General features: G+C 45.9%; 22 protein-coding genes and 1 pseudogene. 19 read left to right on the top strand and 4 right to left on the bottom strand.

The genetic code is table 11. The features are described 5' to 3' along the window. Positions 1–117: 117 nt before the first annotated feature. Entirely contained in the window at positions 118–699 is a 582-nt protein-coding gene (locus tag RH46_RS04675) for a Maf family protein (RefSeq protein ID WP_006878254.1), read from the bottom strand. 148 nt (positions 700–847) lie between these two features. Between RH46_RS04675 and yceD the strand changes: the two genes are divergently transcribed. The 15 genes and pseudogenes from yceD (at position 848) to RH46_RS04600 (ending at position 14,007) form a co-directional block, all read left to right on the top strand. After that, positions 848–1,375: a 23S rRNA accumulation protein YceD gene (yceD, locus tag RH46_RS04670; RefSeq protein WP_006878253.1), complete on the top strand. Its 528-nt coding sequence runs from the start codon at positions 848–850 to the stop codon at positions 1,373–1,375. 30 nt (positions 1,376–1,405) lie between these two features. Beyond that, the gene (rpmF, locus tag RH46_RS04665; protein WP_004414666.1) at positions 1,406–1,576 is read left to right on the top strand and encodes a 50S ribosomal protein L32; all 171 of its coding nucleotides are present in this window, start codon (positions 1,406–1,408) and stop codon (positions 1,574–1,576) included. 9 nt (positions 1,577–1,585) lie between these two features. Beyond that, positions 1,586–2,611 carry a phosphate acyltransferase PlsX gene (plsX, locus tag RH46_RS04660; protein WP_006878252.1) on the top strand — a complete coding sequence of 342 codons (1,026 nt, stop codon included), beginning with the start codon at positions 1,586–1,588 and terminating at the stop codon, positions 2,609–2,611. Between the two features lie 5 nt (positions 2,612–2,616). Next, a complete protein-coding gene (locus RH46_RS04655; protein WP_006878251.1) occupies positions 2,617–3,567 on the top strand; it encodes a beta-ketoacyl-ACP synthase III in 951 nt (316 codons plus the stop codon). Between the two features lie 67 nt (positions 3,568–3,634). Continuing rightward, complete coding sequence (gene fabD / locus RH46_RS04650; RefSeq protein WP_006878249.1) at positions 3,635–4,558, top strand: ACP S-malonyltransferase; 924 nt, start codon at positions 3,635–3,637, stop codon at positions 4,556–4,558. A 27-nt stretch (positions 4,559–4,585) separates the two neighbouring features. Beyond that, positions 4,586–5,320 carry a 3-oxoacyl-ACP reductase FabG gene (gene fabG, locus RH46_RS04645; protein WP_040895175.1) on the top strand — a complete coding sequence of 245 codons (735 nt, stop codon included), beginning with the start codon at positions 4,586–4,588 and terminating at the stop codon, positions 5,318–5,320. Between the two features lie 306 nt (positions 5,321–5,626). Beyond that, on the top strand, positions 5,627–5,860 hold the full coding sequence (acpP, locus tag RH46_RS04640) for an acyl carrier protein (RefSeq protein ID WP_004406112.1): 234 nt from the start codon (positions 5,627–5,629) through the stop codon (positions 5,858–5,860). Between the two features lie 90 nt (positions 5,861–5,950). Then, entirely contained in the window at positions 5,951–7,192 is a 1,242-nt protein-coding gene (fabF, locus tag RH46_RS04635) for a beta-ketoacyl-ACP synthase II (RefSeq protein WP_006878246.1), read from the top strand. A gap of 111 nt (positions 7,193–7,303) precedes the next feature. Then, positions 7,304–8,107 carry an aminodeoxychorismate lyase gene (gene pabC, locus RH46_RS04630; protein ID WP_006878245.1) on the top strand — a complete coding sequence of 268 codons (804 nt, stop codon included), beginning with the start codon at positions 7,304–7,306 and terminating at the stop codon, positions 8,105–8,107. Next, complete coding sequence (mltG, locus tag RH46_RS04625; RefSeq protein WP_006878244.1) at positions 8,104–9,120, top strand: endolytic transglycosylase MltG; 1,017 nt, start codon at positions 8,104–8,106, stop codon at positions 9,118–9,120. The genes pabC and mltG overlap by 4 nt, the downstream gene beginning before the upstream one ends. Next, the gene (gene tmk, locus RH46_RS04620; RefSeq protein WP_006878243.1) at positions 9,117–9,746 is read left to right on the top strand and encodes a dTMP kinase; all 630 of its coding nucleotides are present in this window, start codon (positions 9,117–9,119) and stop codon (positions 9,744–9,746) included. The genes mltG and tmk overlap by 4 nt, the downstream gene beginning before the upstream one ends. A 3-nt stretch (positions 9,747–9,749) precedes the next feature. After that, positions 9,750–10,712, top strand: coding sequence for a DNA polymerase III subunit delta' (locus tag RH46_RS04615; protein ID WP_006878242.1), 963 nt, complete (start codon positions 9,750–9,752; stop codon positions 10,710–10,712). Beyond that, a pseudogene (locus tag RH46_RS04610) lies at positions 10,703–11,469 on the top strand (TatD family hydrolase). The gene RH46_RS04615 and the pseudogene RH46_RS04610 overlap by 10 nt, the downstream one beginning before the upstream one ends. A gap of 445 nt (positions 11,470–11,914) precedes the next feature. After that, positions 11,915–13,345 (top strand): PTS glucose transporter subunit IIBC, encoded by a 1,431-nt coding sequence (ptsG, locus tag RH46_RS04605; RefSeq protein ID WP_006878240.1) that lies wholly within the window; start codon positions 11,915–11,917, stop codon positions 13,343–13,345. A gap of 278 nt (positions 13,346–13,623) precedes the next feature. Next, positions 13,624–14,007 (top strand): hypothetical protein, encoded by a 384-nt coding sequence (locus tag RH46_RS04600; RefSeq protein ID WP_086013109.1) that lies wholly within the window; start codon positions 13,624–13,626, stop codon positions 14,005–14,007. 76 nt (positions 14,008–14,083) lie between these two features. On the opposite strand, the gene RH46_RS04595 is transcribed toward RH46_RS04600, so the two are convergent. Beyond that, positions 14,084–14,671 carry an outer membrane protein gene (locus RH46_RS04595; protein ID WP_006878238.1) on the bottom strand — a complete coding sequence of 196 codons (588 nt, stop codon included), beginning with the start codon at positions 14,669–14,671 and terminating at the stop codon, positions 14,084–14,086. 132 nt (positions 14,672–14,803) lie between these two features. Here RH46_RS04595 and cydH point away from each other — a divergent pair, with 132 nt between their 5' ends. After that, complete coding sequence (gene cydH, locus RH46_RS22125; RefSeq protein ID WP_006878237.1) at positions 14,804–14,896, top strand: cytochrome bd-I oxidase subunit CydH; 93 nt, start codon at positions 14,804–14,806, stop codon at positions 14,894–14,896. 8 nt (positions 14,897–14,904) lie between these two features. Next, the gene (locus RH46_RS04585; RefSeq protein WP_006878236.1) at positions 14,905–16,053 is read left to right on the top strand and encodes a patatin-like phospholipase family protein; all 1,149 of its coding nucleotides are present in this window, start codon (positions 14,905–14,907) and stop codon (positions 16,051–16,053) included. A gap of 44 nt (positions 16,054–16,097) precedes the next feature. Here the strand turns inward: RH46_RS04585 and pyk are convergent, their stop codons facing one another. Beyond that, positions 16,098–17,540 (bottom strand): pyruvate kinase, encoded by a 1,443-nt coding sequence (gene pyk, locus RH46_RS04580; RefSeq protein WP_006878235.1) that lies wholly within the window; start codon positions 17,538–17,540, stop codon positions 16,098–16,100. Positions 17,541–17,884: 344 nt separating this feature from the next. Between pyk and mlc the strand changes: the two genes are divergently transcribed. After that, positions 17,885–19,102, top strand: a complete 1,218-nt coding sequence (gene mlc, locus RH46_RS04575) for a sugar metabolism global transcriptional regulator Mlc (protein WP_006878234.1) — start codon at positions 17,885–17,887, stop codon at positions 19,100–19,102. Between the two features lie 130 nt (positions 19,103–19,232). Beyond that, the gene (locus RH46_RS04570) at positions 19,233–20,180 is read left to right on the top strand and encodes a chemotaxis protein CheV (RefSeq protein ID WP_006878233.1); all 948 of its coding nucleotides are present in this window, start codon (positions 19,233–19,235) and stop codon (positions 20,178–20,180) included. A 286-nt stretch (positions 20,181–20,466) separates the two neighbouring features. On the opposite strand, the gene RH46_RS04565 is transcribed toward RH46_RS04570, so the two are convergent. Continuing rightward, positions 20,467–23,538 carry an error-prone DNA polymerase gene (locus RH46_RS04565; RefSeq protein WP_006878232.1) on the bottom strand — a complete coding sequence of 1,024 codons (3,072 nt, stop codon included), beginning with the start codon at positions 23,536–23,538 and terminating at the stop codon, positions 20,467–20,469. Positions 23,539–23,544 lie beyond the last annotated feature (6 nt).

The raw sequence follows: 23,544 nt of genomic DNA, 5'->3' as shown, positions 1-23,544 counted from the left end.
ACTTCTCGACTTCTCGACTTCTCGACTTCTCGACTTCTCGCTTCTCGCTTCTCGCTTCTCGCTTCTCGCTTCTCGCTTCTCGCTTCTCGCTTCTCGCTTCTCGCTTCTCGCTTCTCGCTAAAGCACCTCAAACCCTTGCTTTTCCAACATATCTATCAGGTCAATCAATGGTAAGCCAACCAGAGTATTGGGATCTTTACCTTCTAAACGCTCAAATAGGGCGATACCTAAGCCTTCACTCTTAAAGCTGCCCGCGCAGAAGATCGGTTGTTCTTTCTTTACGTAGTTGGCGATCTGTTTAGTGGTTAGTGAGCGGAAATGGACAGTAAAAGTATCGACTTTGATGTCGGTTTGGCCTGTTTCACTGTTGTGCAGTGCGAGTCCGGTGAAAAACTGGATAGACTGGCCACTTTGTTTAGTGAGTTGCTCAATTGCTTTCTCTTCACTAAGAGGCTTACCAATGATCTCTCCGTTGATCACACATACCTGATCACTGCCTATGACCAAGCTAGGTTTATCCACTTGGCAGGATTCTGCTTTGCCTTTAGCCAGACGCGACACGAGCTCCGAGGGTGTTTCATTAGCTAAAGGTGTTTCGTCAAAATCTGGTGAGACAGTAACGAAAGAAACTGCTAGTTTATTGAGCAGTTGTTGGCGATATGGTGAGGTTGAGGCTAAAACTAGTTGGTAATTTTGCATTTTAATTTACAATCTAACAGCGGGTTAGTGTGAGCTTAATCGATCTTACGGTTGTGATACTAGCTCTCTCGATGATAAGGAAAAAAAGTACAACTTTTTGCCCTTTTTCTTTGACTCTAAACGATTTGGAAGATAGAATTCGCGCCCTATGCAAAAGGTAAAAATACCGCGTACGATTGATCCGTCACGCGCTGCTCAGAAGCGACTAGATGTTGAAGGTATTATTCAAATTAGTCTCTTTAAGCGCTTAGAGGAATCAGTTGAAGGCGTTAAACGCGACGCCCAAGTGTCACTGTCATTTGACTTAGATGAGCAGCGACTCGTTGTTATCTCTGGTAAAGCTAACATCGTAGTCGACTTAGAGTGTCAGCGCTGTAATGAGGTTTTCGCACATGAGTGCGATGTCCAATTCACTTACACACCGTATCGCGGTGAGAAGACTGAAGAGGAAGCACCGGAAGAGTACGATTTGGTAGATCTGAACGAGTACGGTGAATTAGACCTAATACAGTTAGTTGAAGACGAGTTCATTCTAAACTTGCCTCAAATAGCAATGCACGAAGAAGCGGACTGTAGCGTTGATTCAGATAATATGGTGTTTGGTGAGATTCCAGAAGAAATTGTGGAAGAAAAGAAACCGAATCCATTTGACGTTTTAAAAAGCTTAAAGAAGTAATTCTTTAATACTTACATAGGAGTAGGGTCAATGGCCGTACAAAAGAGCAAGAAATCACGTTCAATGCGTGGCATGCGTCGTTCACACGATGCCCTAACTACAGCAGCACTTTCTGTAGACGCAACTTCAGGTGAAACTCACCTACGCCACAACGTAACTGCTGAAGGTTACTACCGTGGCAAAAAGGTTATCAACAAGTAAGGTTGACCTTTGCAAAATATAACCGTTGCACTTGATGCAATGGGCGGGGATTTCGGTCCTCGCGTCACAGTGCCTGCCGCCGTGCAGGCACTGTCGCATTTCCCAGAGCTAAAAGTGATCCTTATTGGTGATCAAACCTCGATCACGTCTCAATTAACATCTCTTGGCTACCAGCCAGATGCTCGCTTGAGTATTCAGCATACAGACCAAGTGATATCCAACTCAGAAAAACCTTCTCTCGCGCTTAGAAACAGCCAAGGCAGTTCTATGGGCACGGCGATTGATCTCGTTGCTGACAGTCAGGCAGATGCTTGTGTTAGTTGCGGTAATACCGGCGCTCTGATGGCATTGTCTCGTTTCAAACTCAAATTGTTACCGGGAATTGAGCGTCCAGCACTGATTTCTGCTTTGCCGACTTCGTCTGGCGGCAAGACTTGGATGCTTGATTTGGGTGCTAATGTATCTAGTGATGCAGACTCTCTGTTTCAATTTGCTGTGATGGGAAGCGCACTTGCTGAACCTTATTTAGAGCGACCGCCACGTGTGGCGATTCTCAATATTGGCGCTGAAGAAATAAAAGGTAATGATCTCGTCAAGCGCTGTGCTGAGATGCTCTCACAGACTCAATCAGTCAATTTTGTTGGTTATATAGAAGGTAACCAACTGTTACACGATGCCGCAGATGTTGTTGTTTGCGATGGTTTTGTGGGTAATGTTTGTCTTAAAGCCTGCGAAGGCACTGCTCAATTATTTATTGATAAGTTGAAATCGAGCATGATGGCCTCATCTCTAAAGGGTTGGATTGCAAGAAAATTATTTTCTGGCTTATTTAATGAGCTAAAAACATTGAACCCCGACCAGTATAACGGTGCAAGTTTGCTAGGATTGCGCGGCATTGTCATAAAAAGCCACGGAAGTGCTGATGTAGACGCAGTCATCAACGCGATTGGTGAAGCACTGCATGAGGTCAAACGACAAGTACCAAGCCGTATTAGCGATCGTTTGGAAGCGGTTTTACTCGAGAGGCATTATTAGTCTTCATGTATAGCAAAATTTTAGGTACTGGCAGCTACCTGCCATCTCAGGTGCGTTCAAACGCTGACCTGGAGAAAATGGTAGATACTAGTGATGAGTGGATTGTAACTCGCACAGGTATTAAAGAGCGTCGCATTGCTGCTGAAAATGAAACAGTTGCCGACATGGGTTACATCGCTGCGAAAAACGCGATTGAAATGGCAGGTATCGATAAAAACGATATTGACCTGATTATTGTCGCTACGACAAGTGGTAGCCATACATTCCCTTCGTCTGCATGTCAGGTTCAGGCCAAGCTTGAAATCAAAGGCTGTCCGGCATTTGATCTTGGCGCGGCATGTTCAGGTTTTGTTTACGCTCTGTCTGTGGCGGATCAACATATCAAATCGGGCATGTGCAAAAATGTGCTTGTTATTGGTGCCGACGCACTTTCAAAAACTTGTGACCCAACTGACCGTTCGACCATTATCCTGTTTGGTGATGGTGCAGGTGCGGTTGTTGTAGGTCAAAGTGAAGAGCCAGGCATTCTATCGACACACATTTATTCAGATGGTCGATTTGGTGAATTACTAAGTCTTGAAGTACCAGAGCGCGGTAAAGATGCCGATAAATGGCTGCATATGGCGGGTAATGAGGTATTCAAGGTTGCGGTAACTCAGCTATCTAAGCTGGTAAAAGACACCCTTGCTGCAAACGATATGCATAAGTCTGAGTTAGACTGGCTAGTGCCGCATCAGGCGAACTACCGTATCATTTCAGCAACAGCTAAGAAGCTATCTATGTCACTTGATCAAGTGGTGATTACCCTTGATAAACATGGCAATACTTCTGCGGCGACCGTACCAACTGCACTAGATGAAGCAGTACGTGATGGCCGTATCAAGCGCGGGCAAACATTATTGCTAGAAGCGTTTGGTGGTGGTTTCACTTGGGGCTCGGCTTTAGTTAAGTTCTAAGCCCAATCAATTTCATAATTAAGATGCCTTTGGGGCATCTTTCTTACTTTGTTTTAAGGAAAAGAAAATGAGCAAGTTTGCTATCGTATTTCCAGGTCAAGGTTCTCAAGCTGTCGGTATGCTTGCTGAGCTTGGCGAACAGTATGACGTAGTTAAACAAACATTTGCTGAAGCGTCTGACGCTCTTGGCTACGACCTATGGGCACTCGTTCAAAATGGTCCTGCTGAAGATCTAAATCAAACGCACCGTACTCAGCCTGCATTGCTAGCATCTTCAGTTGCTATCTGGCGTGTATGGCAAGAGCTTGGCCTTGAGCAACCAGCTAACCTGGCGGGCCACAGCCTGGGTGAATACTCAGCACTAGTATGTGCTGGCGTTATCGATTTCAAACAAGCAATCAAACTTGTTCAGCTTCGTGGTCAACTAATGCAAGAAGCGGTGCCTGCAGGTACTGGTGCAATGTACGCAATCATCGGTCTGGATGATGATGCTATTGCTAAAGCATGTGAAGAAGCCGCTCAAGGTGAAGTTGTATCACCAGTTAACTTTAACTCTCCAGGTCAGGTAGTAATCGCTGGTAGTAAAGATGCGGTAGAACGTGCAGGTGCACTATGTAAAGAAGCGGGCGCTAAGCGTGCACTTCCTCTACCTGTATCAGTACCTTCACACTGTGCACTAATGAAACCAGCAGCAGATAAGCTAGCTGTTGCTCTGGAAGAGATTGAATTCAACGCACCTCAGTTCCCAGTAATCAACAACGTTGATGTTGCTGCGGAAACTGATCCTGCGAAAATCAAAGATGCGCTTGTGCGTCAGCTATACAGCCCAGTTCGTTGGACTGAGAGCGTGCAACTGATGAGCGAGCAAGGCGTTGAGAAACTACTAGAGCTTGGCCCTGGTAAAGTTCTGACTGGCCTGACTAAACGTATTGTTAAGACGCTAAGCGGCGCTGCAGTAAATGATGCTGCATCTCTAGACGCTGCTAAGTAATTAAGAACTTAAGGAATAACGAAGATGATGAACCTAGAAGGCAAGATTGCCCTAGTAACTGGTGCAAGTCGCGGTATTGGCCGTGCGATCGCTGAACTTCTTGTTGAGCGCGGTGCAACAGTTATTGGTACTGCAACGTCTGAAGGCGGCGCTGCTGCTATCAGCGAGTACCTTGGTGACAATGGTAAAGGTCTAGCACTAAACGTAACTGACGTTGAGTCTATTGAAGCAACGCTTAAGACTATTAACGACGAGTTCGGTGCAATCGACATTCTAGTTAACAACGCTGGTATCACTCGCGATAACCTACTAATGCGTATGAAAGACTCTGAGTGGGATGACATTATCGACACTAACCTGACACCAATCTTCCGTATGTCTAAAGCAGTACTGCGCGGCATGATGAAGAAACGTGCTGGTCGCATTATCAACGTAGGCTCTGTTGTGGGTACTATGGGTAACGCTGGTCAGGCTAACTATGCAGCGGCTAAAGCTGGCGTAATTGGTTTCACTAAATCGATGGCTCGTGAAGTTGCTTCTCGTGGCGTAACGGTAAATACAGTTGCCCCTGGTTTTATCGAAACGGATATGACGAAAGCACTTAACGACGACCAACGTGCAGCAACACTTTCTAACGTACCAGCAGGTCGTTTAGGTGATCCACGTGAAATCGCTTCAGCAGTAGTTTTCCTGGCTTCTCCAGAAGCTGCGTACATTACTGGTGAAACTTTGCATGTAAATGGCGGCATGTACATGGTGTAAAACGCTTTCCTGGCAGAAAAGGTGAACTTTTTCATTAATTTTCACTCAAATTTCTGCCAGCTTAGTGAATTTGCACGATTTGTCGGCAACTAGGCTACTTATTGTCATAAAAATAGCCTATAGTTTGTGATTACTGACACGAACATGCGCAAGATTTGTGCATGATTTAAGTCAAAAATGTATTGAATTTCGGTTAAAATCGCTAAAATTGTGGTTTGACCAGCAAGGTCCCTCTTGCAACTTTCAGTAGTTCGAATAAACTACGGAATCATCGCATTAGGCGAAATCTGTAAAGGAAAAGAAAAAATGAGCAACATCGAAGAACGCGTAAAGAAAATCATTGTTGAGCAGCTAGGTGTAGACGAAGCTGAAGTTAAAAACGAAGCTTCATTCGTTGACGATCTAGGTGCTGATTCTCTAGACACTGTTGAACTAGTAATGGCTCTAGAAGAAGAATTCGACACTGAGATTCCAGACGAAGAAGCTGAGAAAATCACTACTGTTCAAGCTGCAATCGACTACGTAAACAGCGCTCAGTAATATCTCTCCCAGGCGGCCTTCTGGCCGCCTGTGTTCTTTTTAACACTTCTATCCTTCCATAGAATCATTTCAATTCCGGAGAATAAAATCGTGTCCAAGCGTCGTGTTGTTGTCACTGGCATGGGTATGTTGTCACCGGTAGGCAACACCGTAGAATCATCTTGGAAAGCCTTGCTAGCTGGTCAAAGTGGTATTGTAAATATTGAACACTTTGATGCCGAAAATTTCTCAACTCGCTTTGCGGGCCTGGTGAAAGACTTTGACTGTACTGAATACATGTCGAAGAAAGATGCTCGTAAAATGGATCTATTCATCCAATACGGCATTGCAGCTGGTGTCCAAGCTCTAGATGACTCTGGTTTACAAATTAACGAAGAAAATGCACCTCGTGTAGGTGTAGCAATCGGTTCAGGCATTGGTGGTCTTGATCTTATTGAAGCTGGCCATACTGCGCTAGTTGAAAAAGGCCCACGTAAAGTTAGCCCATTCTTCGTTCCATCAACCATCGTAAATATGGTTGCAGGTAACTTATCTATTATGCGTGGTCTTCGCGGTCCTAACATCGCGATCTCGACGGCGTGTACTACAGGTCTTCATAACATCGGCCATGCGGCACGTATGATTGCATACGGTGATGCTGACGCTATGGTTGCAGGTGGTGCTGAAAAAGCTTCAACTCCACTAGGTATGGCAGGCTTTGGTGCTGCGAAAGCACTTTCTACTCGTAACGATGAGCCACAGAAAGCTTCTCGTCCATGGGATAAAGACCGTGATGGTTTTGTTCTTGGTGACGGTGCTGGCATGATGGTTCTTGAAGAATATGAACATGCGAAAGCTCGTGGCGCTAAGATTTACGCTGAGCTAGTTGGTTTCGGTATGTCTGGTGACGCTTACCACATGACTTCTCCAAGTGAAGATGGTTCAGGTGGCGCACTAGCAATGGAAGCAGCGATGCGTGATGCGGGTATCACAGGTACTCAGGTTGGTTACGTGAATGCTCACGGTACATCAACTCCAGCTGGTGATGTTGCAGAAATCAAAGGTGTTAAGCGTGCTCTTGGTGAAGAGGGTGCTAAGCAAGTTAAAGTTTCTTCAACTAAATCAATGACTGGTCACCTGCTAGGTGCTGCAGGCTCTGTAGAAGCTATTATCACTGTGATGTCTCTGGTTGACCAAATTGTTCCACCAACAATCAACCTGGATAACCCAGAAGAAGGCCTAGATATCGATCTAGTTCCTCATACAGCTAAAGAAGTATCGATGGAGTACGCAATCTGTAACTCATTCGGTTTTGGCGGTACCAACGGTTCGCTAGTCTTCAAAAAGATCTAATTAGATTTTTTCTCGCTTAAAACGGCTTAATGCTTTGGCATTAAGCCGTTTTGTTATTTAATAAGCCAAGAATTTCACAGTTGCAAAGCCAGACAACAATAAGGAAGCGACATGTTCTTGGTCAATGGTCATCCCGCCGAATCAATCTCCTTAGCAGACCGCTCATTTCAATATGGTGACGGGTGCTTTACTACTATGCTGACGCGCAATGGCAGCATCCAGTGGTGGCCTTTGCATGTTGAACGAATGAATGCCTGCCTTGATGTGTTACACATCTCCCGACCAGACTGGAATCAAGTTGAAGTTTGGCTAAATACCGTTATTCACAAAGAACAACGTGCCGGAGTTAAGCTGCATATCAGCCGTGGTGAAGGGGGAAGGGGATATAGCCCTACTCAAGTAGCCTCACCAAATGTTACTATTAGCGACTTTATTTATCCGCACCATTATGAACAATGGCAAGACCAAGGTTTGCAACTCGGCATATGCCAGGCACGTCTTGGCCACAATCCGTTGCTCGCAGGACACAAGCACAATAACCGCCTTGAACAAGTGCTGCTTAAAGCCGAAATGGATCGGGCGAATTTGCCTGATGGCCTTGCACTTGATATCGATGACCAAGTTATCGAAACCACTATGGCCAACATATTCTGGCGTCAGGGCGATGTGCTCAAAACACCGGAGCTGTCGAAGGCGGGGGTGTCAGGTGTTATGAGGCGGGTAATTTTGAAGTGGGCTGCAGCGAACCAGATAGCGGTCGAAGTGGGCAACTTCAAATTAGCAGACGTTCTTGCTGCTGACGAAGTGTTTATCTCCAACTCAGTGTTGGGTGTTGCACCGATATGTCAGATTGGTGAGCAGGCGTTCGCAATAGGAAAAATAACTAAACGAATTCAGGAGATGGTCAACTCGTGATTAAAAAAATCACTCTGTTTCTAGTACTGGTTGCGGCAGTTGCAGCGGCGGGGTACTTCTATATTGCCAAACAGGTTCAACAATACGTCAATCAACCTCTTCAGCTCGATGAAGCTGAAATATTCACCATCGAATCTGGAACCAGTTTTAATCGTGTTCTTGCTAATCTGACTCAAGCAGAGTTGATAGACGCGAGCGACATGGTTAAGTTTGTCCGCCGCTTTCATCCAGAACTCACTCAACTTAGAGCTGGTACTTATCTTCTTCAACCGGACTTAACGCTTAGCCAGGCTCTAGAGTTATTTAAACAAGGTAAAGAGCATCAGTTTGCGATTACATTTGTTGAAGGTTCAACATTCAAAGAGTGGCGTGAAACGTTAGAAACTTCACCTTATCTACAACATGAACTGGTAGGGTTAAGTGAAGCCGAGATTGCTAAGTTGGTTGGCGTGCCTCATGAGAAGCTGGAAGGTTTGCTGTTGGCAGAAACCTATCACTACACTTTTGGTGCTTCGGATTTGGATATCATCAAGCGTGCAGCGTCGAAATTGCAATCAGTTCTGGATGAGCACTGGGCAACTCGCCAAGCAGACTTGCCAATCAAATCTTCTTACGAAGCATTGATTCTTGCTTCAATTATCGAAAAGGAGACGGCTGTCGAATCAGAACGTGAACGCGTTGCTGCGGTTTTCGTTAACCGCCTCAATAAGCGTATGCGATTGCAAACTGATCCGACGGTTATCTACGGTATGGGCGACAAGTACGATGGTAATATTCGCAAAAAAGACCTGCGTACACCGACACCTTATAACACCTATACTATCTTCGGGTTGCCACCAACACCGATTGCAATGCCAGGCGAAGCTTCTATTGCCGCTGCGCTGAATCCAGAAGATAGCAACTACCTCTATTTTGTCGCGAGCGGTAAAGGTGGTCATGTGTTCTCTAAAACACTGGCAGAGCACAACCGTGCAGTTCGAGCATATTTAAAACAATTAAGAAGTAACAAATGAAAAACGCTAAGTTCATCGTAATTGAAGGCCTGGAAGGGGCTGGTAAAAGTACTGCAATCAATGCGGTACTGGAAACTCTTAAGCAGGCAGGAGTTGAGCGTATTCAACATACTCGTGAACCTGGCGGCACCGCATTAGCTGAGAAGCTTCGTACTTTGGTAAAGCAAGAGCATGAAGGTGAGGAGCTGCAGGACATGACTGAGTTACTCCTGATGTATGCGGCGCGAGTTCAGTTGGTCGAGAATGTGATTAAGCCGGCTCTTGCTGATGGTCGTTGGGTGGTGGGGGATCGCCATGATATGTCATCTCAAGCGTATCAGGGTGGAGGTCGTCAGATTCCTCGCGAAACTATGCTGGCATTAAAACAGACAACATTGGGCGACTTTAAACCAGACCTGACGATTTATCTTGATCTCGATCCTCGTGTTGGTCTGGAGCGTGCTCGCGGCCGTGGTGAATTGGATCGCATCGAGAAAATGGACATGAGCTTCTTTGATCGTACTCGTGAGCGTTATTTAGAGATTGCAAATCAAGATGACTCAGTGATTGTGATCAACGCAGAGCAAGAGATCCCTCAGGTTGCTGCAGATATCTCAGCTGCACTTAGTGCTTGGGTGAACGCGTAAGTTATGAATGATCTTTATCCTTGGCTGACTGATTTATGGCAGGAATGGCAAGCCAGTTTACAAGCTGACCGTTTTCCTAATGCTTCTTTGGTGGTTGCATCGCAGGGGATGGGTGTAGAACAGTTAGTGGATAATTTCAGTCGCGCTGTGATGTGCCAAAACTATCCGGCAGAATCATGCGGTTTTTGTCACTCCTGTCAGTTGATGGAGTCTAACAGTCACCCTGATTTTCACGTTATTCGACCTGAAAAAGAGGGTAAAACGAGCACTGTTGAACAGATTCGTCAATGTAATCGCTTAGCACAAGAGTCCTCGCAGCTGTCGGGCTCAAGATTGTTTGTCATCTACCCAGTTGAAGCGATGAATGAGTCTGCCGCTAATGCGCTGCTCAAGACTTTAGAAGAGCCTTCGGCAAGTTGTCTGTTCCTACTTGTTACTCATCGTTCCCATTCGCTGTTACCCACTATTACTAGCCGATGTCAGCAGTGGCATCTCACTGCGCCGGAGTCACAGTCTGTGGCGACATGGTTAAGTGCGCAGTCTGTGGGTGATGTGCCCGCGTATGCAGCTCATATTAACGGCAATGCGCCACTCGCGACACTGGAGTTTGTGAAGCAAGATAAAGTGAGTCGCTATCTAGAGCTCGAATCGCAGTTTATTGCTCTATGCCAACAGCAAGGGGATGTGGTCAAACTTGCTAAAGAACTAGCCTCTCACCCAGACGAATCTCTGAATTGGCTATGGTATCTGCTTTCAGACGGGCAGAAAGTTCATTATGGTTTACAAACACCTGCCTTTACGCCAGGTGCCGCTCAAGTTGCTGAGTTAGTTGATTACCAACGACTATACTCTCAGGCTCAGGAGCTTTTAAAACTGATCGAGCAGCTTAGACTACACTCTGGTCTAAATGCTGAGTTACTTATTCTCGATTGGCTGTTCAAATTTAATGGGGAAATATGTTCGTAGATTCTCACTGTCATCTAGACAAACTGGATTATCAAGAGTTACACCAAGGTATAGAGGATGTGGTGGCCAAAGCGCAAGCGGCTAACGTTACTGAGTTGCTTTCTGTGGGCGTAACGCTCGACTCATTTCCCAACATGCTTGAGATGATTGAGCCTTATAACAACATTTACGCTTCGTGTGGTGTGCATCCTCTCGATGTCGAGAGTGATTTTGCTCTCGATCGTCTCCATGAATACGCATCTCACGATAAAGTGGTCGCAATTGGCGAAACCGGGCTCGATTATCACTATCAACCTGAGACGGCCGATTTGCAAAAGTTACGCTTTGAGCAGCAGGTCGACTTGGCGGTTAAGCTGAACAAGCCTCTGATCATTCACACTCGTAACGCACGTCAGGATACACTCGATATTCTGGCTAACGGTAATGCGCAAAAGTGTGGCGGGGTAATTCACTGTTTTACTGAGGATCTACCGTTTGCTGAGGCTGCGATGGAGATGGGGTTCTATATCTCGATCTCTGGGATCGTGACCTTCCGTCAAGCAAAAGAATTGAAAGAGGTGGTTAAGGCACTACCGCTAGAACGGTTATTGATCGAGACTGATTCACCTTATCTCGCGCCTGTCCCTCATAGGGGAAAACAGAACCAGCCAGCCTATGTTGTTGAGGTAGCTTCCTATATTGCACAGCTAAAAGGTTGCTCACTTGGCGAAGTAGGACAAAAACCAGCGAAAACTTCAGAAATCTTTTTTTGAGATAGAAAATGAGATTTGTAACAAAAAAGGAGCTTAGGCTTCCTTTTTTTGTGCTCAATATCACGCGCAATCGTTTTTTAGCTCTTGTTTACTAAATATGTTGAAGATGAGAACTAAAAAAGTACCAGTTGTAATTTTGTTACATAAAATAACAACCTCATCTATTTTATTTACCCATCGAAATTAATAGTGCCTGTCAATTTTATCAATAAAAACAATGCTTTATTTGGTTGAAATCCATTTCAAAACAGACTAAGGACTGTGATCTATATATTAGTTTGAAACTAAATTTCGTAACTCGCTAGAAAACTTGATTACCAACAATATATATTTAGAGGCAGAAAATATACTGACATATGTGGTTACATTTTCTTTGGGTGCTAACATTTAAGGCTACGGGGGTGTGCCGTTAGAGCCCAATAATTCTTATAATTTTTCAGGAGCATAAACATGTTTAAGAACCTTTTTGCTAACCTGCAAAAAGTTGGTAAAGCTCTGATGCTACCAGTATCGGTGTTACCAGTTGCAGGTATTTTATTAGGTGTAGGTGCTGCCGACCTAAGCTTCATTCCAGAGATCGTATCGAACTTGATGGAACAAGCGGGTGGCTCAGTATTCGGTCAAATGGCACTACTGTTCGCAGTAGGTGTTGCACTTGGCTTTACTAACAACGACGGTGTAGCTGGTCTGGCTGCAATCGTTGGTTACGGCATCATGACAGCGACGCTTGGCGTAATGGCTGGCGTGATGGGCGTTGAAAAAATCGATACAGGTGTTCTTGGCGGTATCCTGGTAGGTGGTGTTGCTGCATGGGCATTCAACCGCTTCTTCAAGATCCAACTTCCAGAGTACCTAGGCTTCTTCGCTGGTAAGCGTGCTGTGCCAATCATCACTGGTTTCACAGCAATCGGTCTTGGTATCGTTCTGTCTGTAGTTTGGCCTCCAATCGGTGGTGCAATCGCATCATTCTCTGACTGGGCTGCTCACCAGAACCCACAAGTTGCATTCGGTATCTACGGTATCGTTGAGCGTTCACTAATCCCATTCGGTCTACACCACGTATGGAACGTACCATTCTTCTTCGAAGCAGGTACTTGTGTTAACGCTGCAGGCGAAACTCAAAACGGCGTACTTACTTGTTACCTAGTTGCTGATGAAGCATCTCGTGCTGCGGGCAACGGCTTCGGTCAGCTAGCGGGTGGTTACATGTTCAAGATGTTCGGTCTACCAGCTGCTGCTATCGCTATCGCTCACTCTGCTAAACCAGAGAACCGTGCGAAAGTAATGGGTATCATGGCTTCTGCTGCACTGACTTCATTCCTAACAGGTATCACTGAGCCAATCGAATTCTCATTCCTATTCGTTGCTCCTGTACTATACGGTATCCACGCTCTACTAGCTGGTTCTGCATACGTAGTTGCTAACACTCTAGGTTTTGTACACGGTACTTCATTCTCTCACGGTCTAATCGACTTCCTAGTTCTTTCTGGTAACTCTCAGAAGATGGGTCTGATGGTAGCTGTAGGTCTTGTTTACGCTGCAATCTACTACGTGGTATTCCGCGCAGTAATCAAAGCTATGGACCTTAAGACTCCTGGTCGTGAAGATGAGTCAGAAGACGCAACTGTTGCGACAGGTTCTGACCTTGCAGGTGAACTAGTTGCTGCATTCGGTGGTAAAGCTAACATCACTGGTCTTGACGCGTGTATCACTCGTCTACGTGTTGCAGTAGCTGATACTGAAGCTGTTAACCAGGACAAACTAAAACAACTAGGCGCTGCAGGTGTTGTAGTTGTAGCAGGTGGTGTTCAGGCTATCTTCGGTACTAAGTCTGACAACCTGAAGACTGAAATGGATGAGTGGATTCGTAACCACGGTTAATCCATCCCCATACTGAATAAAAGGAGGCATTAGCCTCCTTTTTTATTTTACGGACTATCATCACACCACCCCGGCTAACGACTGATTCAACGCCTTGCATAAACTCCGCTGCTTACGTTGCTTTTTTAGCCTTTACCTTGCCACTAGCTGTCTTCGGCCTTACCTTGTTCTGACATCCGATTCCTACATATCTGGATAATTGTACGCTGTTTTATTTATGTGGATAGGAATCACCCAGTATGAAAAAATTCTTTTCTCCTGTCGCGGCTGGCGTATTAATGGCGAGTGCCAGTTTTACTGTGTTGGCAGAGGACTCGAATGCGACCGACCTGTCTGTAGGTATGGCATGGGACCAAGATCTGAGTGCAGTCGTAGAGCTAGACAATCAATACCGATTTACGATTGGTAATGAGGGTGGGGCGTTTGACTACATCGTTAAACGTGGTCAGTTTGATAGTAATACCCCAGTTTCCTGGTACGTGGGTGTTGGCGGCTGGAGTGAATGGGATCATAAGGAATTTGGTGTTCGTGTACCAATCGGCCTGAATTGGAGTCTGAGTAAAGGCTGGGATATGTACGGTCAGATTCAACCAGAACTTAACCTTTATACAGGTCCAGAACTGCAAATTGGTGGTGCACTGGGTATCAAGTATACCTTCTAATTGTGATGCTCCATATAGCGCGAGTAAGAGCTAAATTATTTGGCTCCTTACTCGCTTGTTCTCATCTTCAGTAGAATCAGAACTTCCAGACAATACCTATATTCGCTCCAAACTGATTCATCCAGTCGGTATCGAATCGAATTACACATGAGTCGCTACTGTTATTTGTGAACTGACAGATCCCCGTCGTGTCGTTATCAACAACGGTGCCGAGCCATCTAAGTTGCGTATTGACCGCAACAGAGTCGGTCATTTGATATTCAAAGCCTGCAAAGATACTGGCCGAGAATCCTATCTCATCTTTTACCCAATCTGCGTCGATATATGAGGCGCCAAGGCCGATACCCAGATAACTCGATATCTTCTCTTGTACAGGGTAGTAAACGCTGCTTTGCAGGTGGAGGTAATGAATTGATGATTCGAGATTAGTGTTCTCAACCTCGCTATTTTGCTGACTATAAAACAGACCAATCCGCCCGTTATCAATATCGCTTTCAACGGACAGAGCAAAGCTTGCAGCACCTTCTAAATCGAGTTTATTTTGATCCTGATCTTCAACACTGCCTCCCAATGTATAACCCAGCCAGGGCGAAATATGAATCTCTGCAAATGTCGTCGGGCTTGCCAAAAGTAGCAATATCGGCATGGTTCGAGTCAGTCTCATTGTTGACCTCTTTTACTGTCGTTAGAGAGTTAATTGTGACGCTAACGTCATAATTCCGCACAAAAAATACGTATTAATTGAAGATAGCTCACAGTGATGTTATTACTTTGTTACACAATAAAGGAGGTGTCTATGCAACACGATCTGAAATTTGCCCTACTAGTCACAGCGGCAGTCTTTGCTGTTATTCTCGGATTTGGCATTACTGCTGTAATGACAGCCTAGCTGATTCGATGAAAAACTGCGGTGTTATTACCAACGCTGCTGTACAACTCGATATAGAAAGACTCAAGAAGTACACTGGCGGTAAAAATGCTTTGGTTGCTCAAGGGGGCGGCCAAAGGGGAATTTTTACCTCTGGTGTGCTTGATGCATTTCTCCTTTCTAACTTTGACCCTTTCCACTCTTTCTACGGAACCTCGGCAGGAGCACTAAACCTGTGCGCTTTTCTCTGTCGCCAGCGAGGTATTGGTCGATCCTTTATTCTTGATTTAACCACTGATTCTGAGTTCTTCCATCTGTTTAGCTACATTCGTCGTAAGCAGTACCTTGGTTTAGACTGGGCATTGGAGAAGATTTGCGATTATCCTTATCAGTTGGATATAGATCTGGGACGAAAAGTGTTAGGCCAGCGACACGCCTATGCGGCGGTCACGGACACTGAGCGCTTGTTTGATCACTATCTGCCAATGTTACAGGATGACTGGAAAAAGGTGTTGATTGCGACATGCGCCATTCCTCGTCTTTATCATCAACCAGTGCAGTTTCCCCAAGCAGAGTATGTTGATGGTGGCGTTTCTGCGTCTATACCGGTTCAGGAGGCGTGGCGCAGAGAAGCGCGCTGTATCGTGGTGATTCGTACTGAAGGTGACGACTTAGCGAGTGACACTCCCACGGAAGTACCTGCATTGGAGAATGAATGGTTCCGTGATTCATTCAACCTGATTCAAGGTCATTTGCAAGCCAAGCTCGGGCGCTGGAAGCAAGACTGGAACGTATTCTTTGCTGAGCAGGCAGAGCGGGCTAAGAAGGAGAAGCTCGAGCATAAGCATCTGGAATCGCTTAATGGCGGACGTTGGCTGTTTGGTGCCGACGATGTATATCGTTTGAGTCATCTGTTAGGTGACAAGTTTGATTCAGGTTTGGCGGACATGTTGATGGTTCACTATCAGACCTACTCTTTGACCCAGGACTTTTTGCACTCTCCGCCGGATGACTGTTTTATCCTGCAAATCCGGCCTGAACAGCCTCTTAAATCGAGCTCGTTAATGAGTGAGCGCGAGGATTTGCTGCATGATTATCAGCTTGGTCTGGACGCTGGGTTCCGTTTTGTCGATACCTTCGCGCAATTTAGCAAAAACGTCGCCTTTGTATGTAAATAAGGGAGCTCTTGGGCTCCCTTATTGGTTATCGTGAGTCTATTGCATCAGGCAGCGAGTATTCGCATACAGTTGGTTGAGCCCACCACATCCATCACGTCACCCTGAGTGATAATGACTAAATCACCATCGTCGAGTAACCCTCGTTGTTTCAGAGTTGCAACAGCCGCTTCTGCAGTTTCTAAGCCTGTGTCAGATTTATCATCGAAGTAGACTGGGAAAACGCCACGATATAGGGCTGAGAGGTTCAGGGTGCTCTCGTTACGTGAAAGAGCGAAGATGGGTAAGCCTGAACTCAAACGAGACATCATAAGCGCTGTACGACCCGATTCTGTCAGGGTAACAATACCTTTGATGCCGCGCATATGGTTAGCGGCGAACATCGTCGACATCGCAATGGTCTCTTCTCCGGTCTCAAACACGGATTCCATGCGATAACTAGAGCGGTTGACGGCAGACATCTTCTCCGCGCCGAGACAGACTTCAGCCATAGAACGAACTGTCTCGAGAGGGTATTTACCCGCTGCGGTCTCACCGGACAACATCACCGCATCAGTACCATCAAGTACCGCGTTGGCTACGTCCATTACCTCTGCACGAGTTGGCATCGGGTTTTCCATCATAGATTCCATCATCTGGGTTGCAGTGATCACGGTACGGTTAAGTGCGCGAGCACGGCGAATCAGTTGCTTCTGCACACCGATAAGTTCCGGGTCTCCAATCTCTACCCCCAGATCACCACGGGCGACCATTACAGCGTCAGAAGCAAGAATAATGTCATCAATGTTGGCTTCACTCTCTACAGTTTCGGCACGTTCGACTTTAGCCACCAGGCGAGTCTGCAGACCTGCATCTGTCGCCAGTCTGCGGGCATATTTCATATCCTCACCGTTGCGAGGGAAGGAGACGGCAAGGTAGTCGACATCAATCTCGGCAGCCAGTTTGATATCGTTTTTATCTTTCTCTGTTAAGGCTTCAGCAGAAAGGCCACCGCCTTTCTTATTGATCCCTTTGTTGTTAGACAGAGCTCCACCAATAGTGACCTTGGTACGTACCTGAGTACCACTTACCCCAATGACCTGAAGTTGAACTCGACCATCATCAAGTAACAGAATGTCACCAGTCGAGACGTCATTCGGGAGTTCTTTATAATCGAGGCCCACCGCATCTTCGTTGCCTTCGCCAGGTTCAAGCGCGCTGTCGAGAGTGAAAACGTCACCAATTGCGAGCTGAACTTTACCTTCTTTGAAAGTGGATACGCGAATCTTTGGTCCTTGAAGGTCGCCCAAAATGGCAACATGAGTGCCCAATTTGGCCGCGATGTTGCGTACACGTGTTGCACGTTCACGATGATCATCTGCGGTTCCGTGTGAGAAGTTCATTCGTACTACATTGACCCCAGCTTCTAGAATTGCTTCAAGCATTCCGGGTTTATCGGTAGAAGGTCCAAGAGTAGAGACAATTTTTGTTCTTCTTTGGATTGCAGTCATTCGGATCTCCTTGGTTTGACTTGCCGCATGTTAGGTAAGGTGCGGCACCTATGTTTCTGTTTCCATTCGTACATACATCAGGTTAGCTATAAGTATATACCTGCGCAGAATCTGTGCTGATAAATCACATTACAATTAGATGTCGGTCTGTGAAAAGGTAAAGAAAGAGATATTTATTAATGCAAAAAAATGGCAATCGAATTGTGATAAATCCTTCGCTATTTGATTAGGAACACAAAGAATCATGTTTATACGTGACACTTGTCACGGCAATCTATCAAAGCCCTTCACAATTACTTCGCAAAGTAAAAAAATTATCAGGTTGTTGATATTCGGAGCACTCTATGTACATGGCTCAACCAGGCCATATTGATCATATCAAGCAGGTCAATGCTGGCCGTGTATATAAACTCATTGATCAAAAAGGTCCTATTTCGCGGATTGACCTCTCCAAACAGAGTGAACTTGCACCGGCAAGTATTACCAAAATTACTCGAGAGCTCATCGAAGCACATCTTATTCATGAAACAACGGTTCAGGAAGCGACCAGTCGTGGCCGTCCAGCCGTTGGTTTACAAGTCAACAATGAAGGTTGGCAGTTTTTATCTATGCGTTTGGGGCGGGGTTATCTGACGATTGCTCTGCATGAACTGGGTGGCGATGTTCTCATAGACACCAAGATTGATATTCATGAAGTCGATCAGGATGATGTTCTTGCTCGCCTGCTGCATGAAATTGATGAGTTCTTTCAAACCTATTCAGAGCAGTTGGATCGTGTCACCAGTATCGCGATTACGCTTCCTGGCCTGGTGAATTCGGAGCAGGGTGTGGTGCTGCAGATGCCGCATTACAATGTAGAGAATCTGCCACTTGGTCCAGAGATCTACAAAGCGACTGGTCTGCCTGTTTTCATTGCCAATGATACCCGAGCTTGGGCGTTGGCTGAGAAACTGTTTGGTCACTCGCAAGAGAACGAAAACTCGGTTCTTATTTCTATTCACCATGGCTTAGGCGCAGGTATTGTCCTTGATGGGCGAGTTCTGCAAGGTCGCCATGGCAATATTGGTGAGTTAGGCCATATTCAAATTGACCCTAATGGTAAGCAGTGTCACTGCGGTAACCGAGGTTGTCTGGAAACCGTTGCCAGCTCGCAAGCGATTCGAAACGAAGTGACAGAGCGTATCGCTCAGGGTGAAGCGTCATCACTGGCTGAAATTGAAGAAATCTCTGTTGAAGACATTTGTGAAGCGGCAGAAAATGGTGACCCATTAGCGGTTGATGTGATTGAAAAGCTTGGTCGTTACCTCGGCTCTGCGATTGCTATTGTGATTAACCTGTTCAACCCTGAGAAAGTGCTGATTGGTGGTGTCATTAACCAAGCCAAAGAGGTGCTATACCCTGCGATTCAAACTTGTATTGAAGAACAAAGCCTGCCGGTTTATCACCAGGATCTTGAATTAGTAGAGTCACGTTTTTACAAGCAAGCCACTATGCCCGGAGCAGCGTTAATCAAACAAGCCTTATATGATGGTCTTTTGTTGATGAAGGTCATAGAGGGATAACGTTTTCTGAGCTTTAGCTCCTTTATCTTTCCAGTAAACCCATATAATCTTGAATGATATATGGGTTTATTTTTTATGGTGGTCTTTCGATAGACTACTTTTGTTATATATACATCGGTTGAGAAGTAGTATGTCTGGAGTTTTAAATACCGTCGATCAGCGAACTAACCTAGTTGGTGAAAACCGATTGGAATTACTGTTGTTTAGTTTAAACAGCAGACAGGTTTTCGCTATTAACGTATTCAAAGTACGTGAAGTGATTAAGGTTCCGCCATTGACCAAAATGCCAGGTTCTCATCACCACATTACTGGTGTTGCTTCTCTGCGAGGCACATCTGTTCCTGTGATTGATTTACGAGGTGCGATTGGATTCCCGCCATCTCGTCTCGAAGACCAAGAAGAAAACCTCATCATCACCGAATATAACCGAACCATTCAGGGATTCTTGGTTGGTCAGGTACGTAACATCGTTAACACTGCATGGACTGAAATCCAGCCACCACCTAAAACGGCTGGCCGAGCTAACTACCTAACCGCCATTACTCATGTTAAAGATGGCGACAATCTGGAAATTGTCGAAATCATTGATGTGGAGAAAGTACTGGCTGAAATTATTGATTACGATATCTCTATTTCTGAGGGGGTTCTTGATCAAGACCTTAGTACTGAAATGGTTGGACGTAACGTTCTGATTGTTGATGACTCTTCTACTGCACGCGCTCAGGTGCGCGGTACGTTGTCTCAGCTAGGCCTTAACATCATCGAGTGTCGAGATGGCCTCGAAGCGCTGAACTTACTTAAATCTTGGTGTGATGAAGGTAAGAACGTGGTCGAAGATCTGCTATTGATGATCACCGACGCGGAAATGCCAGAGATGGATGGCTACAAACTGACTCACGAAGTGCGCACCGATCCGCGTATGAAAGACTTATACGTCACTCTCAACACCTCGCTCAGTGGCAGCTTTAATGATGCGATGGTGAAAAAGGTTGGTTGTGATCGTTTCATCTCTAAATTCCAGCCGGACCTGCTGGTGGAAGTTGCTCAGGATCGTCTGCGAGACGTATTGAATAAATAAACAGTTACATATCGGTGCTGAATATTGGTTGCTTAAATGCTACACTTATCGGGTTATTTTGTTACGCGAAATAGCGCCACACTATAAGTACAGCTTTTCACTGAAGGTAAAGGTAGTTCCTATTCATGATATGGTTTACGTCTAAAGTTGTGATGACTTTATGTATGTTGCTATATAGGGAATATAAGAAAAGAAGTATGGAAGCTGAGGACAGGTAATCACTTGTCAGCACAATGATATCAAAGAGGGAGCTTAGCTCCCTTTTTCTTTGCATGCCATCTCAAGGTTAATGAAAGTCTCTCGATTTACTGTTTAATCCATCTAGCTGAGCGGTCATATCAATTAACCGACCAGCAATAACATGGTGTACTTCACCCTCTCTCTCTAAAATCCCTTTTACCTGCAGAATTTTGGCGGTCAGATAGGCGCTTTTCTGTGCCCGAGCCGTTGCCTTCCAGACCACGACATTGATGTTTCCAGTGTCGTCTTCAAGGGTGAAAAAGGTCACGCCTGCAGCGGTGCCCGGGGATTGTTTGCCTGTCACCACACCCGTTACTGTAACCAGAGACTGGTGAGGCTTAGTCGCCAAATCTCGCATGCGGGTAAAACGGCCGAGCACTCCAGCTTCGTCAAGTAACGTAATAGGATGCTTAGCAAGTGAGAGCCCTGTCGCTGCATAGTCTTCGACAAGTGTCTGAGTCTCTGATGGGGTGCCGACTACCGGGATGTCAGACTCCTCCGCTTGCTGGAACAGAGGAAGATCAGATAGCGAGTCCATCATTGCCCAGCGAGTTTGATAGCGGTTATTACTCAGGCTGTGCATTGCATTTGCCGAGGCCAGAAGCTCAACATCACGCTGGTTGAGACCTATGTGTTTAAGCTGGGTGCTATGGTTAAAGCCAGTTTTTGCTCTGGCGTGAATCAATTGTCGGGCGCTATGAGCACTGAAGCCTTTTATCTGTCTTAGTCCGAGCCTGATCGCCAGTTTGCCATTGTCGACAACGACCTGATGATCGTAGAGAGAGGCATTGACGCAAATTGGCAAAATATCAACTCCATGGCGACGAGCATCCTGAACTAGTTGCGAGGCGCTGTAGAAGCCCATTGGTAAACTATTGAGCAGGGAGGTATAGAAAGCCTCTGGGTAATAGTGCTTAAGCCATGCGGAGCAGTAGGCGAGGACTGCGAAAGAGGCTGAATGGCTTTCAGGAAAACCATATTCACCAAAGCCGAGAATCTGGGCGAAAATCCGTTCTGCAAACTCAAGTTGATAGCCTCTGGCCTGCATGCCTTCAATCAGCTTGGTTTTGAATTTGACCAGATCGCCATTCTTTTTCCAGGCTGCCATAGCACGACGAAGTTTATCTGCCTCACCGCCGCTGAAACCTGCCGCAACCATTGCGATCTTGATGACTTGTTCCTGAAAGATAGGTACGCCTAGGGTTCGCTCCAGAACGCTACGCACTTCTTGCGATGGGTATTCGACAGTTTCTTCTCCGTTGCGTCGTTTTAGATAGGGATGAACCATATCCCCCTGAATTGGTCCGGGACGAACAATCGCAATCTGGATGACTAAGTCATAGTAACAAGCAGGTTTTAAACGTGGCAGCATGCTCATCTGTGCGCGAGACTCTATTTGGAACACACCAACCGTATCCGCTTTCTGAATCATACGGTAGACATTGCTATCGTCCTGTCGCCGCGTAATTTCTGCGATTGACAGTGTTCGTTGATGGATACGTTCAATCAGGTCGAAGCATTTACGAATTGCTGTCAGCATACCAAGAGCCAATACGTCTACTTTCAACAGCTTAAGTGACTCTAAATCGTCCTTATCCCACTGAATAACGGTTCTGTCATCCATCGACGCGTTTTCCACTGGCACCAATTCGTACAGAGGCCCGGCTGCAATAATAAAACCGCCCACATGTTGTGAGAGGTGACGTGGAAAACCAAGAATGTCATTCACCAAGGTGATGAACTGTTCACCTTTTAACGAATCTGGTTGTAATCCGAGCTCGACAATTTGCGCCTGCCACCCCTGAGCACGATCACGACGATTGATATTTTTGATGAAGTAATCAAGCTGGCTCTCTTCAATGCCCAGAGCCTTGCCAACATCACGTACCGCACTTTTGAAGCGATAGGAGATGACAGTAGCGGCTAAGGCCGCTCGCTCACGACCATACTTTTGATAGATATACTGAATGACTTCTTCACGTCTTTCATGCTCAAAATCGACATCAATATCCGGCGGCTCATCTCGCTCTCGGCTAATAAAACGCTCGAACAACACAGAGATCTGCCTTGGGTCGACAGAGGTAATCTCTAAGCAGTAACAGACTACTGAGTTGGCTGCCGAGCCGCGTCCCTGATAGAGAATACGGTTACGTTTAGCGAACATGACGATGTCATGAATAGTCAAAAAATAGAATGGATAATTGAGCTCGTCGATTAAGGCGAGTTCTTTGTCGATGGTGGCTGCGATATCACTCGGGACGCCTTCAGGAAAACGCAGTTTTTTGCCATATTCAACTAACGCAATCAGGTAGCTCATGGGGGTATGCCCATCAGGGACCAACTCACTTGGGTATTCGTATTTCAGCTCTTCCAGGCTGAAGGTGCATCGCTTGGCTATTGCGACACTCTCCTGTAACCACTCAGATTTAAACAATTTAGCCAGCTTCTCCTGACTGCGCAGTGTTCGCTCTGTATTAGTCAGTCGCTGTTCACCTAACTGGTTAACGCTACAGCCATGCTTTATTGCCGTCAGAGTATGCTGCAGTGGTAAACGAGTAGCAGTATGCATTAACACGCCACCACAGGCTGTAATGGGTAACTGGTTGTTGGTCGCAAGCTGCTGGCAATGCTCAAGGTACTGTTTATCGTCCGAGCTTAGGTGACGCTGAACAGCGATCCAAAGGCGGTGACGATGGTGCTGAGTCAACCAGTGTCCCCATTTACTATCGCTGGGCTTATTGCAGGGTAGCCACAGGATCAAGCAACGTTTAGCTGACATCAGATCCCACTCGGATAACTGATAACTGCCTTTTTCTGAACGTCTTCTGGAATTAGTGATGATCCGGCACAACTCGGCATAGGCTTCTCTGTCCGGACACAAAAGTACAACCTGACATTCATCATTGAGCCAGAACATACTGCCGATGATCAGTTCGATGTTGAGGTCATGTTGCTGACTGGCGCTATAGGCCCGGACGACTCCGGCGACTGAACATTCATCGGTAATCGCCAGCGAATGGTAGCGAAGAAAATCGGCCTGTAAGATCAGCTCTTCGGCATGGGAAGCGCCACTGAGAAAAGAGAAATTACTCTGACAGAACAGTTCTGCGTAAGCCATACAATT

The organism is Vibrio brasiliensis LMG 20546, assembly GCF_000189255.1.
GTDB lineage: Bacteria > Pseudomonadota > Gammaproteobacteria > Enterobacterales > Vibrionaceae > Vibrio > Vibrio brasiliensis.
This window is presented reverse-complemented; position numbering and strand designations above follow the sequence as displayed.